Origin of the sequence: Kutzneria sp. NPDC051319 (genome assembly GCF_040682195.1) — a bacterium.
In the GTDB taxonomy this organism is placed as follows: domain Bacteria; phylum Actinomycetota; class Actinomycetes; order Mycobacteriales; family Pseudonocardiaceae; genus Kutzneria.
The window spans coordinates 94,400-107,605 of record NZ_JBFBAM010000028.1; the positions used below are offsets into that span (position 1 = coordinate 94,400).

Below are 13,206 nucleotides of genomic sequence, written 5' to 3' on the forward strand. Positions count from 1 at the left end.
CCGCGAGTCCCGCCCAGCGTCACACCGAAACCCGCTCTAACGCAGCTCCGCCAACACCCGAGCCATGTCCTCGTAGTTGGCCGGGATGGTGTCGGCCAGCCCGAGCCGGTGCCGCTCGATCCGCACCGCGCCGAGGTGAACCGCCCGGTACAGCGCCGAGCGCCACACCGCGCCCGGCGACGTCGACGGGCGGCCGTAGGTGTCCCAGAACGCGTCCCGGGCGGTGCCGGGCTTGCGCCCCGCCTCGTAGACGCTCCAGTCCGCCGCCGGATCGCCCCACGACGCCCGGTCGTGGTCGAACACCCCGACGATCCGCTCCCCGTCCAGCCGCACGTTCGGTACCCACAGGTCGCCGTGCAGCAGCCGGGGCTCGGTGACCCCGTCCAGCACGGCCGCGTTCTTCGCGGCCAGGACACCGACCTCCCGCATGTCGGAGTCGTCCAGCCCGGCATCGCGGATGTCGGCGACGGTGTCGTCCACAGTGGACAGCACCGCTTCGCTCCACGTTGCGTGCGTCGGGCCGGCAGGGCGGCCGAACCGCTCGCCGCGCACCTCGTGCACGACCCGCACGATCTCGCCCACCTGCCGGAAGAACCCCGGTTTGTCGGTCAGCGCCCGGAACCCCTCCGCACCGGACACACCGCCCAGCATCGTCTGGAACGTGTAGTCCCTCGGCACGAGATCATGCGTGAAGTCGACGAACAGGGTGCGCGGCATCAGGTCGGCGATGGGCGCGAAGAACGGCAGCGACGCGTGCTCGTGCCGCATGAAGTCCCGCTCGATCCGGTACGACCGCGCCGGCGCCACCCGCAGGATCACGGTCTCCCCGCCGAGATCCACCCGGTAGGTCGTGTTGAACGAGCCGCCGCCGAGCTCCACCGCGGACACCGGCTCCCGCCCGAACCCCCGCCGGCACACCGCCACGACCTGTGGCGCGGTCAACGCCTGCTGGAACGCCCCGTCCGGGCGGGTGATCGACTCGTAGCGCACCCGCCGACCCTGCCACGCCCGCCGCCGGGCCGCGAGCGAGTTGCCTACGGCGCGAACACCGGCGCCGGGTCGTAGAACACCCGGAAGTCGGTGATCAGGCCACCCCCACCGACCCGCCAGATCGACACCGTCGGGACGGTCACCCGCTTGTCGTCCCGGCGCGTGTAGGTCACATCGGTCTCCGCGACCGTCGTGTCCCCGACCGTCCACTCCCGACGGATCTCGTGCCGTAACCCCTTGGCATAGCCGAGGAACGCGATGTTGCCGGCCAGAATCGCCTCCCGCCGACCAGTGGGTCGCCGTTGCCGACGCGTCGAGTCGGTGACCGGGCCGGCCCGCCGCCTACGGCCTCACGCCCCGTGAACGCGAACTCGCCGACCTCGTCTACCAGGGCCTGCCGACCAAGGACATCGCCGCGCGGCTGTTCATCTCCCCGACACCGTGCAGCAGCACCTCAAGTCCATCTTCGCCAAGACCGGCGTGCGGAGCCGCCGCGAACTGGTCGCCCGCGTGTTCAGCGCCGACCCCGTGAGGTAACGGACTCAGCGGATCGGCCGACTGTGGGTCGTGGAAGAGAGCATCTGGGAGAACGCCGAGATCCTGAACTGTGTGTCCGCTGCGCTCCGCGAGGCGAAGCCGGCACCGAACGGCTCGGGTCTGGCCTACCTCACCGCCTATCAGCTGGCGATCAAGGTCGACCGCGACCACCCCGAGGTCAGACAGGCACTCGGCGTGAAGATCGGTGGCGAAGGCACGGGCAGCCATGTCAGCTTCGCGCAGTACCTCGGCCGCGAGCTGTCTCGCCGAAGCCGGAGCGCGAACTTCCCGGTGGAGATGGTGTATCTGTCCAACGACCATGTCGCCGATGTGACCTATAAGAGCGCCGGCGGCGAGCCCATCGTCAGCAGCCTCACCGGCACGGGGATTCCGTTGGCGCTGTTTCGGTGGCGGGGCGAAACTCAGGCCTCGTGATCGGTGACCGCCAGCCGTACCCGCTCACGGAACCCGGCCTCGTCCTCCTCGGCGATCTCGGCGCGAAGATCCGCCCGGAGTTGGTCCCAACGCTGCCTCGCCTCCTGGGTTTTCGCCTTCTCACCGGCGAGCTCCTGGCGTAGCGCGGCGATCTGCTCGTGCAGGGGCGCCAGGGACTGCGCATAGGTCTGGCTGGCGGCGGCCAACTGCGTGGTGAGGGCGTCGATCCGGGCCTCGGCGGCGGTGGTTGCCGACTGGGCCTGTTGGCGGAGCTCGGCCGCCTGGGCCTGGAGGCGTTCGTCGTGGCGCTGGGCCAGCGAGGCCTGGAGGTCCTGTAGCGCCCGCAGGTGGTCGACGCGGAGCTGCTCGCGCTGCTGGGCGGACTCCTGGCGTTCGCGTTCGAGGACCTGCTGGAGGTCGGCGACGCGGTCCTGGGCCTGGGCGACCTTGTCCAAGGCCTCCTGCTTGGTGCGGACGGCGTCGTCACGGACCTGCTCGGCGGCGCGCTGATCGGCCAGCGCTTGGTCGCGGGCGGTGAGGGCGTCGGCGGCGACGCGTTCGGCGGCCTCGCGGGCGGCGATGGCGTCGGCGGTCTGCTGGCGGGCCTCGGAGGCCTCGGCCAGGGCGCGGTCCCGCTCGGCGACGGCCCGTTCGGTCTCGGCCCGGGCCTCCCGCTGCTGGTCCTCGGCGGTTTCCTTGGCGGCCAAGGCATCCGCCGCCTCACCGGTGATGCGGCTACTCAGTTCCCCGACCACCGAGCGCAGCGGATCCAACGCCGCCAGGACCGTGGTCAGACTCCCGTCCAGCGCCCCGAGATCCATTGGCGTGATCGACTGGTCCGGCCCGTACAGGTGCACCCAGATCTCGCGCTGCTCGTCGAGCATCGCGCAGGTGATCACCTTGGCCCCCCAGTTCCCGTACCGCTTCGGGTCCGCCGCGCAGTAGGGCGTCGGCCTCCCTCCACGCGGCGACAACTCCGGCAGCACCCGCCCGCAGTACGCGCAGTGCGCCACCCCCATGCCCGCCGTCAGCGCCCGCAGAGTCGCCTCGCGTCGCTCATCGCGTCCCCCACGGCGCACCGGAGGGGAGAGGGGCCGTTCACCAGCGTCAACGCTCACCCGGATACCCTACAGCAATAGGTTTCAGAACCAAAACCGGTGGGTTTGGCTTACTAAACCCTAACTGGTGATCAGGCGGAGTGAACAGAGTCATATGGATAAGTGAGATTATTGATATGACGATCACATGAGGTGCTACGGGTGGGGCGAAGAGGATCACTAGGCCCGCGATCGTCACGGTGACGAATCGACAGGGCCCGTGCCGACGCCATCGGGAGGCGCGCGGACGGGATGGGCCTTCCGGGGGCGGCTCCCTGGTCACCAACCAGGTCAGGGCGTACGACTTGCTGCGGATGTCGGACGCGAGGGCAATCCGACCCCCTCTGGGGGCAGCGTTCGCCTAGTGCCGGCGGAGCGTCAAGATCCTGCACCTGCTGGTGGAGGAGTCCCGCCACAAGCTCGTCCGCGACATCTGCCACGGCAAGAAGGGCACCATTCACCAGGCGTACCGGGATGGGATGGAGGACTGGCTCGGCTCGCTGGGCCAGTGCTGAACGCGGTAGTCCCTCTGGACGACCCGGACCCGGTCGACCTCGATGACGATGATGACGGTGCGGAGGGCTGAGACGCGTCAGGGGCGACAGACGGCAGCGGCTACTGCTAGGGCGGCTCCCCGGGGCCTTATCGGGGGATGTCGATCAGAACGCGGCCGCGGCCGCCGGCGTCGACGCGGTCGTGCGCCTTGGCGATGTCGGCGAGCGGGTAGCGGTCACCGATCTCGACGGTAAGCGCGCCGACGGCAGCCGCGGAGGTCAGGTGGCGGGCGGCCTGGAGTTTGGCGTCGGTGGGGAAGTCGTCGCTGCCGATCAGGCGCAGGGTGATGTTGTTGAACAGCAGGGTCCAGAAGGGGATTTCGGTGCGGTCGGCCCGGGTGGCGTAGGCGACGATGATCGCGCCGTTGGCGGCGACGGCGTTGTCGAGGTCGGCGTTGTCGGACAGGGACACCTCGATGATCCGGTCCACACCGGCGGGGGCGTACGCGCGGATCTCAGCGGCCGGGTCGGCGGCGTCGAGGGCGACGGCGTGGGAGATGACCGCCGGATCGACCCGGCCCAGGTCGGCTGCGCGGCGGACGGTGCCGATGACGGTGGCCCCACCCCAGGCGGCGAGCTGGGCGGCCAGCGAACCCACCCCACCCAGGACACCGTTGACCAGGACGACCTTGCCATCGATGGGGCCGTCGGTGAACACGCTGCGGTGCGCGGTGATGCCGGGGATGCCCAGGCTCGCGCCGAGATCGTCGGAGAGATGATCGGGCAGCGGGACGGCGAGGCCGGCAGGCACGACGGTGTACTGGGCGGCGGTACCGAAGGCCCGGTAGGACTGGGCGCCGTACACCCACACGCGCTGCCCGCTGCGGCGCGCGTCCACGCCGTCGCCGACCGCGTCGATGACGCCGGCTGCGTCGCTGTGCGGGATCACCCGCGGGTAGGGCATGCCGGAACCGGTCCAGCCAGTGCGCTTCTTGGTGTCGCCGGGGTTCACTCCCGAGACAGTGACGCGGACGCGGACCTCTCCGGGGCCGGGGGCGGGGTCGGGCAGTTCACCGACCTGCAGTACCTCGGTGGCCGGACCTTGTGCGTCGTACCAGGAAGCAAGCATGGGGGGCGCCTTTCGTTGTCTGTCAGCTCACCGATGCGTCGAGCGTGCGGCCGGGCCGGGGGACGTCCTGGCCGAGGGACTCGCGGATCCAGGTGCGTTCGGCCTGGCTGGTGGCGCGGGCGATGAGCAGCATGCCGCGCCGGTAGGGGTCGGCGACCTCCTCGGCGCGCAGCGGCGTCTCTCCGTCGTAGAAGAAGCTCGCCGATTCCTCCAGGAAGGCGAGCCGGCGGCGGAGCACCGCGTGCTGGTCGGCCACGTCCGGGAGCAGGGAGAGGAAGGCCAGGATCGTGAACCAGCGGGGTAAGTCGGTGAGTTCGTGCTCGGCCGGCTCGCGCAGCCGCCGGAGCATGTCCTCGCGGCCCGCGTCGGTCAGGTTCAGCACATACCGGCCGCCTCCTGCATCCGGCGCGGGTCGCCGCTGAATCAGTCCGGCCTCGGTCAGGCGGTTGATCGCCGGGTAGAGGGTGCCGTCGCTGACCGGTCGGCTGTATCCGGTGAGGTGCGTGATGCGGCGGCGCAGCTCATGTCCGGGAAGGGGGCCTGCGGCCAGGAAGCCGAGTATGGAGAGTTCCAGCACCCCTTCAGGATGGCATATCGAAACGAGGTTTACATCGATCCGATGTTACGGTCGTCATGGCCCTGCCCTTCGCTTCGAACGCCACCACGCAGGCAGAGATCATCGCGATGGTGCGCAGCGCATTCCCCGACGTCCGGTGGACGCTGGAGGAGGGCATCACCACCGGCAACAAGATCGCGGTCCAGGCCATGAACTTCTCCTACCTGGCCGACAGACGCATCGTCAAAGAGCGTGGTCAGCCCGATCTCCTCGGGCTCATGCAGCAGATCGGCGCGGTGCCGGCGCCGTGAGACAGACAGGCGCCTCCTCTTCCCGCGCAGCCGCCCTCCCGCACGGCACATCACGGAATACCCGCCCCGCCCGCTCAGGCGACAGCCACGGCGGTCAACGTCGAAACGCCCGCGACCGAGGCCGACTACGCGCTGGTCGTGCCATAGAACCTGTCGTCTGCCGCCCGGTCCTGGCGGCAGACGACAGGGCGGAATCAGCTGGTCGCGGCCCCGAACCAGCGGGGCAGGTGGTCGAGCAGCGAAGACTGGTCCTCGCCGACCCACGCCACGTGCCCGTCGGGGCGGAGCAGCACGGCGGGCACCTCCAGCTCCTCGCTCACGTCGACGACGTGGTCGACCCGATCCGCCCACCCCGCCACGGACAGCCGCCCGGTCTGGTCGAGCAGCAGCCCACGGCCGGCGTGCTGGAGGTCGAACAGCCGGCCCCGCTTGAGGGCGATGTCGCGAAGTCGGCGTCCCACCAGGGGATGCGGGTCGCCGAAGTCGTAGCGGATGGCGATGCCCATGATCTTCGAGATGAGGTGCCGGCGGACCTCCTCGAAGTCCATCAGCTCCGCGAACAGCCGGCGCACGGCCTGCGGACCGGGCTCGGTGGCGACCAGCTGCATCTGCGCCCGGGTGTTGTTGAGGACGTCGTCGCCGACGGGATGGCGCTCGGTCTGGTAGGTGTCCAGCAGATCCGCCGGCGCCCAGCCGGCGAGGGCGGCGGCGAGCTTCCAGCCCAGGTTGAAGGCGTCCTGCACGCCCAAGTTGAGGCCCTGGCCGCCCATCGGCGGGTGGACGTGCGCGGCGTCGCCGGCCAAGAACACCCGCCCCTCCCGGTACCGCTCGGCCTGACGGGTGGCGTCGCCGAACCGGGACAGCCACCGTGGCGAGTGCGCGCCGAAGTCGGTGCCGGCGGTGGCCGACAGCTGCTGCCGGAACTCCTCGAACGTCGGCGGGGTGCCGCGATCCTCGGCCACGCCCGCCGCCGGCACCACCGCCCGGTACAGCCCCTCGTTGCCGACCGGCCCGATGCCGAAGCGCTTCTGGGTCTCCCGGACCCTCATCATCACGGCGGTCAGCTCATCCTGAGGCATCGTCACCTCCATCTCGCCGACGAGCGTGTCCACGGTGGAGGGCTCGCCGGGAAAGCCGATGCCCAGCAGCTTCCGCACGGTGCTGCGGCCGCCGTCGCAGCCCACGGCGTACCGCGAACGCAGCTGGGCGCCGTCGGCCAGCGTGACGGTCACCCCGTCCTCGTCCTGCTCAAGCCCGACAACCTCGGCGCCACGCCGGATCTCGGTCCCGACCTCGACGGCTCGCTCCTCCAGCAGGCGGTCGATCACCGGCTGCTGGAGGCCGAGGACGAAGTTGTGCGCGGTGTCCAACCGCTCCGGCACGGGCTTCTGGATGCCGGCGAAAAATCCCCCGACCGGGTGCTTCGTGCCGACCTCGAGGAACCGGTCCAGCAGGCCGCGCTGGTCCATCAGCTCGATGGAGCGGGCGTGCATGCCCAGCGCGCGGACCACCTTCGTCGGTTCCGTGTCGCGCTCCAGCACGACCACGTCCACGTCGTGCAGCCGCAGTTCGCCGGCCAGCGCCAGGCCGGCGGGCCCGGCCCCGACGATGATCACGTCGTACAAAAGTTCCCCCTGTTTCGGCTGGTCCTGACGTCGGCCGGCCATTCTGCGGCATGGAGGGGGCCTTGCCGCAAGACCCCCTGTCCGCTATAAGTTGAAAGTGGAGGGGGATGGCTCGCGCCCCCGATGACCGCCGACGTGGCAGACTTTCCCTTGATCAAGACGAGGGGAGTCGCGCGTGACGCTGGCGCTGGTCGGCGAGGACAAGACCGCCCGTGAGCGGCTGCGGGAGTTCCTGCGGATCTACACCTCCGTCAACACACGCCTGGCCTACGCTACGGATCTGGGCATTCCCCTGGACTGGGTGCCGGGCTACGTCGCGCCCGATCCGAGCCGCCGTCGCGGCCGCAAACGGGCCCGGCCGACCGGGCTGGAGTGGCTGAACTGGTGCTCCAGCAACGGAATGCGGTTCGCCGAGGTCCGGGTGGAGCACGTGGAGCGCTGGCTGGACGAGCTGGCCGAGGCCGGCTACAGCGACGCCACCCGCGGCCGGATGCTGTCGGCCGTCTCGGCCTTCTACGCCAAGTACCTGCTGCGCGAAGGCCTCGCCACGCAGAACCCGGTGTCCCTTGTGGACCGCCGGGCCCAGCACCTGAACAAGCCGTCCGGCACGCCGTCGACGACCAAACGCTGGTCGTTCCAGGCCTGCCGGGCGCTGCTGATGGCGGCTTACCTGCTCAAGGACCACCGCCGGGACGGGCTGCGGGACCGGGCCATGGTCGAGATCCTGATCGGCACCGGCATCCGGGCCGACGAGCTCACCGGCGTGAACCTCGACGACTACCGGCGGGCGGCCGCCCACGACATCGGGATCCTGCGCGTGCACGGCAAAGGCGGCAAGGACCGGGAAGTGGCGCTCGCGCCGCCCGTGGCCGACGCGCTGGAGGACTACCTGCGCGTCCGGGTCGAGCCCGCGGTGCCGGCTCTGCTGGGCCAGGTCGGCAACGGCACCCGGCCGATCTTCATCACCAGCGCCGGAAAACGCGTCCACAACTCGCATCTCCAGGCCGTGCTGACGAGGCTGTGCAAGGCGTTCACCGAGACGTCGTCCAGGCAGCAGTGGATGCGGGACCTGCTGGCCACCCCGGACGCGGAGTTCATCGCCACCCACCTGGGCCCGCTGCGCGACGCGATCCACCCCCACTCGGCCCGCCACTCCTACGCCACCCACGCCGTCGAACGGGGCGTGCCGCCGCGGCAGGTGCAGCGCGACCTAGGCCACTCCGTGCTGGCCACGACCGAGGGCTACCTGCACGACGAGGACAACGTCCGCAACTCCGCCGCCCACGAGCTGGCCCCGGCCCTGCACCGCGGCTGGCTGGCTACTTCCTCCTGAGCAACGCCGCGATCCCGGCCAGCACCAGCATTCCCGCCTGCACGTCCAGCAGCACGTCCAGACCGACCGTGCCGACCAGGAAACCGGCGACCAAGGTGCCGACGGTGTTCAGCCCGGCGAAGCCGGCGTACACGGTGGCCAGCACCCGCCCGGCCTGTTCATCCGGCACCCGCAGCTGTACTGCGGTCAGCGCGGACGAGCTCGCCACCACGGCCGGGGCCCCGACTAGGGCGAAAAGCACCACGTAGAGCCAAAACTCCGTGGTCACGCTGGGCAGGTTCCAGATCAGCGCCGAGCACAGGCCCAGCGTGAGAATGCCCAGACCCATCATCCGCACCGCGCTGACCCGGTTGGCCACGGCCGCGATCAGCAACCCGGCCCCGACCCCGCCGACGGCCTGGATTCCACGCAGCAGACCGACATCCGCGTCCCCGCCGCGCAGCGGGCCCGTCACGAACACCACGAACAGGACCAGGAACATGCCCTGCCCCAGCGCGATCAGCCCCAACGTCACGGCCGTGGCCCGCAGCGAGGGATCCCGAAACGCCCTGACGCCGTCCAGCCACGAGCCCGCCTCGCCGCCGGACGGCTCCACGTGCACGCCGAACCGGGGGACCAGCAGCAGGGCGGCGATGACCAGCGCCGCCAGGTAGCCGACGATCACCCAGCCCAGGCCCCACACCCCGAGCACCAGCCCGCCGAGCGAACTTCCGGCCAGGCGGGAAATGCTGCTGTTGAAGCCCATCAGCCCGTTGGCCGACGCCAGCCGCTCCGCCCCCACCAGCGCCGGCACCAGGGCGTTGCGGGTCGGCTCGAACAGCGACGCCAGCGCCGACTGGGCCGCCATCACCACGTAGATCAGCGCCTGGTGCCCGCCCGCCGCCAGCAGCGGCACCGACACCACCGCCTGCGCCAGGCACACCACGACCAGCACCCGCCGCCGGTCGAACCGGTCCGCGATCACCCCGGCCGCCGGGCTCACCAGCAGCATCGGCAGGATGCCCGTCACCATCACCAGCGCCGTCGATCCCGCCGAGCCGGTCGCCCGGTAGACGTACACCGGCAGCGCCACCTGGAGCATCCACTCCGCGGTCTCCGCGAACAGCCCCGACAACCACAGCCGCACGAACGCCGGGTGCCGCGCGAGGGTCGTCATGCGCCGAACGTACCGACCATGTCACGGGGTGCGGTCAGACCCCCGCGAGTCCCGCCCGGCGTCAGGGCGAAAGCCGGTTCGGGGCAGGGTCCGTTTCCCGGGTGGCGGGGCGGGGCGGTTGGTACGGTGGCGGAGTGTCTGAAACGATCATGCTTCCCGCGTCGCTGCGCGCCCTGGTCGAGAGCGGGCCGATGGCCCACCTGAGCACCGTGAACGCGGACGGCAGCCCGCAGGTGTCGGTGATCTGGATCGGGCTGGACGGCCACGACCTGGTCAGCGGGCACCAGCACACCGGGGTGAAGATCCGGAACATGGAGCGGGACCCGAGGGTGGTGCTGTCGTTCGACGCGCCGAGGGTGCCGGGCACGTTCCTGGACGAGAACGCGGTGCTGCGGGCGCGGGCGGTGGTGGAGCCGACGGACAACGCCTGGGACCTGCTCGACCGGCTGGCGAAGGTGTACATCGGCCCGGAGGCGACGTTCCCGGTGGAGCGGCGGCCCGGGTTCATCGTGCGGTACAAGATCGAGCGCATCGGCGGCGTGGGTCCTTGGGCGTGACAACCTTCCACGTCCAGGCGATCCTGTTCGACATCGACGGCACGCTGGTCGACTCCACCGGCGTGGTGGAGCGGACCTGGCGGGCGTTCGCGGCCGAGCGGGGCCTGGACGCGGAAAAGATCCTCCGGGTGTGCCACGGCCGGCGCAGCGAGGACACGATCGCCGACCTGCTGCCGCCGGCCGAACGGGACGCCGCGGTGGCGGAACTGGCCTGGATGGAGCTCAACGACCTCGACGACGTGGTGGCGCTGCCGGCGACCAAGACCCTCCTGCCGGCGCTGCCGCAAGGGCGTTGGGCGGCGGTGACTTCCGGCTCGCAGGAGCTGATGCGGGCCCGCCTGGCCGCCGCGGGGCTGCCGGTGCCGGAGGTGCTGGTCGCGGCCGACGACGTGAGCGCCGGCAAGCCCGATCCCGAGGGCTACCTCAAGGCGGCCGCGGCGCTGGGCTACGACATCGAGGACTGCCTCGTCGTCGAGGACGCGCCCGCCGGGCTGCGGGCCGGCCACGACGCGGGCGCCCGCACGCTGGCCGTAGCGACCTCCCACGACGCGGCCGAGCTCACGGCGGACGCGGTGGTCGAGGACCTCACGTCGTGCCGGGTCGACCGCGTCGGGGACGGCCTGGTCGTCACGGTCAGTGCCGGTCCTGAATGAGGCCGACCTCGTTGCCGTCGGCGTCGAGCACGCTGGCGACGGTGCGGCCGTTGCCGACCTCCTTGGGCTCCTGTGCGATCGAGGCGCCGGCCTCCACCAGCGCGGCCAGGCCCTTCTCCATGTCGTCCACGTGCCGGTAGCAGGCGGGCCCGTTGGTGCTGCCGTTGGGCACCAGCCCGACGTGCTGGCCGTCGGTGTCGTAGCCCACGTAGTACGGCGATTCGACGCTCGGGGCGACGCCCAGCAGCGCGGTGTAGACGGCCTTGGCCTTCTCCACGTCCTTCACGGGGAACAGGATGGTCGACAGCATGGCTTCCTCCTCGGTCACATCGGGCGCCTCCGGCCCGTCACTGCTATGACGGAGCGCGGACGGAGGATGTGACGGTGAACGAAGAACTGCTGGCCGGAGAGTTCGAGGCCAATCGCGACCACCTGCGGGCGGTGGCCTACCGCATGCTCGGCTCGACCAGCGACGCCGAGGACGCGGTGCAGGAGTCGTGGCTGCGACTGTCCCGCACGGACACCAGCGAGGTGGAGAACCTCGGCGGCTGGCTGACCACGGTCACCGCCCGGGTGTGCCTGGACATGCTCCGGTCCCGCAAGTCACGGCGCGAGGACCCCATCGACGAGGCACCAGACGCGGCGGTGGCCGGCCCCGAGCAGGAGGCGCTGCTGGCCGACTCGGTCGGCCCCGCGCTGCTGGTGGTGCTGGAGACCCTGGCCCCGGCCGAGCGGCTGGCGTTCGTGCTGCACGACCTGTTCGCGGTGCCGTTCGACGAGATCGCCCCGATCGTCGGCCGCACGCCGGCGGCGACCCGGCAGCTGGCCAGCCGGGCGCGGCGGCGGGTCCAGGGCGCGGACCGGCCCGACTCGGACGTGGGCCGCCAGCGCCGTGTGGTCGACGCCTTCCTCGCGGCTTCGCGTGACGGCAACTTCGACGCCCTGCTGGAGCTGCTCGACCCCGAGGTCGAGCTGCGCGCCGACGAGACGACCGTGGCCGGATCGATCGCCAACCAGGACAAGGGCGCGCCGCTGCTGTCGGCCCGCATGTCCGGGGCCCGCACCGTCGCGACGGCGTTCTCCGGCAAGGCCCGTGGCGCGCTGCCCGCCCTCATCGACGGCAACGTCGGCGCGGTGTGGATGTACAAGGGCCAGGTCATGGGCCTGTTCGTGTTCACCGTCGAGGACGACCTGGTCGTCGGCCTGGAGCTGGTCAACGACCAGGATCGGGTGCGGGCCGCTGAGGTCGAGGTGCTGCCGTCGCGCTAGCGGCGGACTCGCACGTCGACCACCTCCAGCAACCCGGCCAGCGGCACGTGGGCCTTGGTCTGCTGCGCCGAGACGACGTATCCGTCGCGGCGCAGCAGGTCGAGCATGCGGGACGCCAGCGGCATCACCATGTGCCGGCCCCAGCAGCGTTCGTTGCTGTGGCCGAACGGCAGGTAGCCGGGGTGGGTGTCGGGGTCGAGGTCCCGCCAGCGCTGCGGGCGGAACTCGGCCGGGGCCTCCCACAACGCCGGATCACGGTGCGAGAGCAGCGGCAGCAGCAGGAGGTCGTCGGCCGCGCCGAACCGGTCGTCCAGGGCGGTGAACTCGGGGGAGGCGCGGCGCAGCAGGTTCCACGACACCGGCAGCAGCCGCAACGTCTCCAGCAGGATGTGCTCGTTGGACACCTCGTCGTCGAACGGCGAGCCGAGCCAGAGCGCGCCGGTGACCATGGCGGCGACAGTGAAGCAGATGGGCGCGGCGACGCGTCGGTAGAGGCCGAGCGCGCGGCGGCGGTCCTCATAGGTCGACGCGGCGGCGGTGCGACGGGCGAGGGCGGAGCCCGTGTCGACCGAGGGCCAGCCGGGCAGCCCCGCGCCGGCGGCAACGACGGCCCAGGTCAGCTTGGGCGTCAGCTCCAGGCTGCGGTGCACCATCGCGGTCATCCGCCGCGGATCGCCGCCGAACACCAGATCACGCAAGTAGTAGTGGCCGACCTGGGGCCATTGTCCCGAGAAGTCGACCCGTTCCTCCATCGGTGTGCGCAATGCGACGCGAACGTCCTGTCCTACCGCCTGCATCAGCGCGGACGCCTCGCCGCGAGGTATCGACCGGCCCGTGAGCGGCTTGAACGTCGGCCGTTCGAATTCGGTGGCGGAACGGGCGCCGAGCACCTCGTCCATCAACACCGGATCGGCCACGCCTACCGTGTCCTTTTCGAGGCGGAAAACACCCGATCCGACATGTTTCTGTAACACGGCGTCGATTCGCGGTGCGAACACCGTCACCCGGGAAGTGCTGATAGCCGTCCCCTCCAGGCCGGGGGCCGGCGCCCGCGCGAGGGCGGG

General features: G+C 71.1%; 16 protein-coding genes and 1 pseudogene. 8 read left to right on the forward strand and 9 right to left on the reverse strand.

Going from position 1 to position 13,206, the window contains the following annotated elements; translation table 11 throughout:
- Positions 1-36: 36 nt before the first annotated feature.
- Both AB0M73_RS26305 and AB0M73_RS26310 read right to left on the reverse strand, forming a co-directional pair.
- Entirely contained in the window at positions 37-990 is a 954-nt protein-coding gene (locus tag AB0M73_RS26305; RefSeq protein WP_363895341.1) for an aminoglycoside phosphotransferase family protein, read from the reverse strand.
- 44 nt (positions 991-1,034) lie between these two features.
- Positions 1,035-1,265: a hypothetical protein gene (locus AB0M73_RS26310; protein ID WP_363895394.1), complete on the reverse strand. Its 231-nt coding sequence runs from the start codon at positions 1,263-1,265 to the stop codon at positions 1,035-1,037.
- Between the two features lie 116 nt (positions 1,266-1,381).
- Between AB0M73_RS26310 and AB0M73_RS26315 the strand changes: the two are divergent.
- A pseudogene (locus AB0M73_RS26315) lies at positions 1,382-1,522 on the forward strand (hypothetical protein); the annotation flags it as partial.
- Positions 1,523-1,557: 35 nt separating this feature from the next.
- Entirely contained in the window at positions 1,558-1,962 is a 405-nt protein-coding gene (locus tag AB0M73_RS26320; RefSeq protein WP_363895344.1) for a hypothetical protein, read from the forward strand.
- Here the strand turns inward: AB0M73_RS26320 and AB0M73_RS26325 are convergent.
- The gene (locus tag AB0M73_RS26325) at positions 1,950-3,080 is read right to left on the reverse strand and encodes a hypothetical protein (protein WP_363895347.1); all 1,131 of its coding nucleotides are present in this window, start codon (positions 3,078-3,080) and stop codon (positions 1,950-1,952) included. The genes AB0M73_RS26320 and AB0M73_RS26325 overlap by 13 nt on opposite strands.
- Before the next feature lie 377 nt (positions 3,081-3,457).
- Between AB0M73_RS26325 and AB0M73_RS26330 the strand changes: the two genes are divergently transcribed.
- Entirely contained in the window at positions 3,458-3,574 is a 117-nt protein-coding gene (locus AB0M73_RS26330) for a hypothetical protein (protein WP_363895350.1), read from the forward strand.
- Between the two features lie 127 nt (positions 3,575-3,701).
- Here AB0M73_RS26330 and AB0M73_RS26335 read toward each other — a convergent pair whose 3' ends face one another.
- Both AB0M73_RS26335 and AB0M73_RS26340 read right to left on the reverse strand, forming a co-directional pair.
- On the reverse strand, positions 3,702-4,682 hold the full coding sequence (locus AB0M73_RS26335; protein WP_363895353.1) for an NADPH:quinone reductase: 981 nt from the start codon (positions 4,680-4,682) through the stop codon (positions 3,702-3,704).
- 22 nt (positions 4,683-4,704) lie between these two features.
- Positions 4,705-5,259: a PadR family transcriptional regulator gene (locus AB0M73_RS26340; protein WP_363895356.1), complete on the reverse strand. Its 555-nt coding sequence runs from the start codon at positions 5,257-5,259 to the stop codon at positions 4,705-4,707.
- Between the two features lie 56 nt (positions 5,260-5,315).
- On the opposite strand from AB0M73_RS26340, the gene AB0M73_RS26345 reads away from it, so the two are divergent.
- On the forward strand, positions 5,316-5,549 hold the full coding sequence (locus AB0M73_RS26345) for a hypothetical protein (protein WP_363895359.1): 234 nt from the start codon (positions 5,316-5,318) through the stop codon (positions 5,547-5,549).
- A gap of 194 nt (positions 5,550-5,743) precedes the next feature.
- Here the strand turns inward: AB0M73_RS26345 and rox are convergent, their stop codons facing one another.
- On the reverse strand, positions 5,744-7,174 hold the full coding sequence (gene rox, locus AB0M73_RS26350) for a rifampin monooxygenase (RefSeq protein ID WP_363895397.1): 1,431 nt from the start codon (positions 7,172-7,174) through the stop codon (positions 5,744-5,746).
- A 175-nt stretch (positions 7,175-7,349) separates the two neighbouring features.
- Here rox and AB0M73_RS26355 point away from each other — a divergent pair, with 175 nt between their 5' ends.
- A complete protein-coding gene (locus AB0M73_RS26355) occupies positions 7,350-8,507 on the forward strand; it encodes a tyrosine-type recombinase/integrase (protein ID WP_363895362.1) in 1,158 nt (385 codons plus the stop codon).
- Here the strand turns inward: AB0M73_RS26355 and AB0M73_RS26360 are convergent.
- Positions 8,494-9,663, reverse strand: a complete 1,170-nt coding sequence (locus AB0M73_RS26360; protein ID WP_363895365.1) for an MFS transporter — start codon at positions 9,661-9,663, stop codon at positions 8,494-8,496. The two genes, AB0M73_RS26355 and AB0M73_RS26360, sit on opposite strands and share 14 nt — an antisense overlap.
- Before the next feature lie 134 nt (positions 9,664-9,797).
- Here AB0M73_RS26360 and AB0M73_RS26365 point away from each other — a divergent pair, with 134 nt between their 5' ends.
- Together AB0M73_RS26365 and AB0M73_RS26370 are read left to right on the forward strand one after the other, a co-directional pair.
- On the forward strand, positions 9,798-10,220 hold the full coding sequence (locus tag AB0M73_RS26365; RefSeq protein ID WP_363895368.1) for a PPOX class F420-dependent oxidoreductase: 423 nt from the start codon (positions 9,798-9,800) through the stop codon (positions 10,218-10,220).
- Positions 10,217-10,873, forward strand: a complete 657-nt coding sequence (locus tag AB0M73_RS26370) for an HAD-IA family hydrolase (RefSeq protein ID WP_363895371.1) — start codon at positions 10,217-10,219, stop codon at positions 10,871-10,873. The genes AB0M73_RS26365 and AB0M73_RS26370 overlap by 4 nt, the downstream gene beginning before the upstream one ends.
- On the opposite strand, the gene AB0M73_RS26375 is transcribed toward AB0M73_RS26370, so the two are convergent.
- A complete protein-coding gene (locus AB0M73_RS26375) occupies positions 10,854-11,183 on the reverse strand; it encodes a VOC family protein (protein ID WP_043727821.1) in 330 nt (109 codons plus the stop codon). The two genes, AB0M73_RS26370 and AB0M73_RS26375, sit on opposite strands and share 20 nt — an antisense overlap.
- 74 nt (positions 11,184-11,257) lie before the next feature.
- Between AB0M73_RS26375 and AB0M73_RS26380 the strand changes: the two genes are divergently transcribed.
- Positions 11,258-12,142, forward strand: coding sequence for a sigma-70 family RNA polymerase sigma factor (locus AB0M73_RS26380; RefSeq protein WP_363895375.1), 885 nt, complete (start codon positions 11,258-11,260; stop codon positions 12,140-12,142).
- Here AB0M73_RS26380 and AB0M73_RS26385 read toward each other — a convergent pair.
- Positions 12,139-13,059, reverse strand: coding sequence for a cytochrome P450 (locus AB0M73_RS26385; protein WP_363895378.1), 921 nt, complete (start codon positions 13,057-13,059; stop codon positions 12,139-12,141). The genes AB0M73_RS26380 and AB0M73_RS26385 overlap by 4 nt on opposite strands.
- Positions 13,060-13,206 lie beyond the last annotated feature (147 nt).